At 67.3% G+C, this 2,533-nt stretch carries 3 protein-coding genes; all 3 read right to left on the reverse strand.

Going from position 1 to position 2,533, the window contains the following annotated elements:
* Positions 1-98: 98 nt before the first annotated feature.
* The 3 genes from rplL to RWP81_RS16260 all read right to left on the reverse strand — a co-directional run bounded on the left by rplL (position 99) and on the right by RWP81_RS16260 (position 2,256).
* Positions 99-485, reverse strand: coding sequence for a 50S ribosomal protein L7/L12 (rplL, locus tag RWP81_RS16250; protein ID WP_055956082.1), 387 nt, complete (start codon positions 483-485; stop codon positions 99-101).
* 38 nt (positions 486-523) lie between these two features.
* Positions 524-1,039 carry a 50S ribosomal protein L10 gene (rplJ, locus tag RWP81_RS16255; protein WP_055956078.1) on the reverse strand — a complete coding sequence of 172 codons (516 nt, stop codon included), beginning with the start codon at positions 1,037-1,039 and terminating at the stop codon, positions 524-526.
* Positions 1,040-1,389: 350 nt separating this feature from the next.
* A complete protein-coding gene (locus RWP81_RS16260; protein ID WP_314457865.1) occupies positions 1,390-2,256 on the reverse strand; it encodes a hypothetical protein in 867 nt (288 codons plus the stop codon).
* Between the last annotated feature and the right edge of the window lie 277 nt (positions 2,257-2,533).

Below are 2,533 nucleotides of genomic sequence, written 5' to 3' on the forward strand. Positions count from 1 at the left end.
CGGCATCTCGGGTCACCCGCCCGGAAACGACGAAGACCCGGATGCCAACGGCATCCGGGTCTTCGTGTATCGCGTTACCGCGACCGCATGAAGCGTTATTACTTCAGGGTCACCGTGGCGCCGGCACCCTCGAGCGCCTCCTTGGCCTTCTCGGCGGTCTCCTTGTTCGCGCCCTCGAGCACGGCCTTGGGAGCACCGTCGACGACGGCCTTGGCCTCGCCGAGGCCGAGCGAGGTGAGCTCGCGGACGACCTTGATGACCTGGATCTTCTTGTCACCGGCGGCCTCGAGGACGACGTCGAACGAGTCCTTCTCCTCGACCTCTTCGGCGGGGGCAGCGCCACCGGCGGCGGGGCCGGCAACGGCCACGGGGGCGGCAGCGGTGACGTCGAAGGTCTCCTCGAACGCCTTGACGAACTCGGACAGCTCGATGAGCGTGAGCTCCTTGAACGCGTCGAGCAGCTCTTCGGTGCTGAGCTTAGCCATGTTGTATCTCCTTGATCGGGTTAATCAGCCGGGCCGGGTCAGGCCGCGGTGTCCTGCTTCTCGCGCAGCGCGTCGACCGTGCGAACGGCCTTCGACGGAAGCGCCTGGAAGACGTATGCCGCCTTGGTCATCGTCGCCTTCATCGCACCGGCGAGCTTCGCCAGCAGGACTTCACGGCTTTCGAGATCGGCGAGCTTGTTGACCTCATCCGCGGTCAGAGCGGCGCCATCGAAGTAGCCGCCCTTCACCACGAGCTGAGGGTTAGCCTTGGCGAAGTTACGCAGGCTCTTCGCGACGGCGACGGGGTCGCCGTGCACGAACGCGATGGCAGACGGGCCCTTGAGCTCGTCGTCCAGTCCCGTGACCCCCGCGTTGGACGCGGCGATCTTGGTCAGCGTGTTCTTCACCACGGCGTAATCCGCGTCCTGACGGATGTCGTTGCGCAGCTGCTTGAGCTGGGCAACCGTCAGACCGCGGTACTCGGTCAGCAGAACGGCGGTCGAGTTCTCGAAGTTCTTCGTGAGCTCGGCGACCGATGCATCCTTCTGCGCCATGGCCACTCCTTGTGTGTACGAGGCGCTCCGCGATGACGGGGCGCCAGCCGAAGACACCGGGTCTGGGCAAAAAGAAGAGCTCCGGCGCAGGCGCACGGAGCTCGGATTCCCTTTCAGGAGGAGTTCAAGTGACCTGCGTAGGTTCTCTGCTTCTCAGCAGACGCTTCGACCGGAATGCGAGCACTCCGATAACCGACGGTCTTTGGCTTGGCATCCACTGTACCCGACGCCCGCCACCTTCGCCAATCCGCCCGCCCGCCGCCGATTCTCCACGCGAGATCACACGATCCGCTCGAGCGCACACGCCGCGCCCGGCGGACATCGTGTCAGTCGGAACCGAGCGTGTGCTCTCACGCGGCCGGCCGCGGCACCCCGAATGCCGTGAGACGCGCACCGAGCGCCTCAGGCGTCGCGATGTCGCGAAAGCCCCCACGACACAGTCGCCATTGCGTGACGCCGCGAATCCAGTCCTCGCGACGCTTCTCCCGAAGCAACACTTCTTCGAGGGTCCGTCCGCCGCGCATCGACGGGTCGAGGTACTTCCCCTCGCCGTCGAACTCCCAGAACGTCCTCTCGTCGGCGAGACCGATGTCGACCTCGTATGGTTCCCCGTCCGGGCCGTCGACCGGCACCTGGAGCTCGAAGTCGCGGTACCCGAGCCGAAACAGCTGTAGACGGCTCAGGCTCTCACCGGGCAGTTCGGCGCGACCGTCGAAGAACTCGATGACCCACCGGGCCCTCGCAACACCCCGGCGACCCGAGGCCTCCCCCGCCCGGGCGCGCAAGCGCTCACGCCAAGCCTCCTGGGCTCCGGGGTCGAAGTCGCGCCCCTTGACCGCCATCCGTCTCGCCGCTGCATCTGCGCACGACACCCCGGCCTCCAAAGAGGCGACCCGCGCGATGTCGAAGACGGTGCGCTCCACCGATGTGCATCGGATGCCGTCCACATCGACGATGTCGTCCGCGTTCAGTTCGTCGAGGTGGCGTTTGAGGCCCGGGCGGCTCGACATCCGCGCATCCCCGGCCACGGTCACCTCGACCGGCCGGTTCGCGACGCCCACCAGCGCGAGCCCGTGCACCACTGCCGCCGAGACGTGTGAAACCACCGCATCGCCGCCCCGCATCCGGCTGGTCGCCGCGACGATCCGCAGGCGCAGGTCGGCCTGGGGCCACAGGTGGTCCACCGCGTCCCGCGCGACGTAGACACCGCGCTGCACACGACGCCACTCACTCGACGATGCCGACCGCAGACGCCCGGCCGGCACGTCACGATCCAACAATTCCACTCGCGTGCGCAGCAGCGCCTGAGCTTCGTGGACGCTCATGTCTCGACCCATCACCCCAGCGTCGCTCTTACCGTCGCCCCCTTCGCGAGCACCGCGGCCATCCGTGGACAATCCGCGCAATGCCCGAGCCGTGGAGGAACCCTCGCCGCTCTGCGGAGAGGCCCCTGAGAGCACACGAACCGCGCGACATCACTCCCTCTGCCACCGC

Origin of the sequence: uncultured Microbacterium sp. (assembly GCF_963521695.1) — a bacterium.
Taxonomy (GTDB): Bacteria; Actinomycetota; Actinomycetes; order Actinomycetales; family Microbacteriaceae; genus Microbacterium.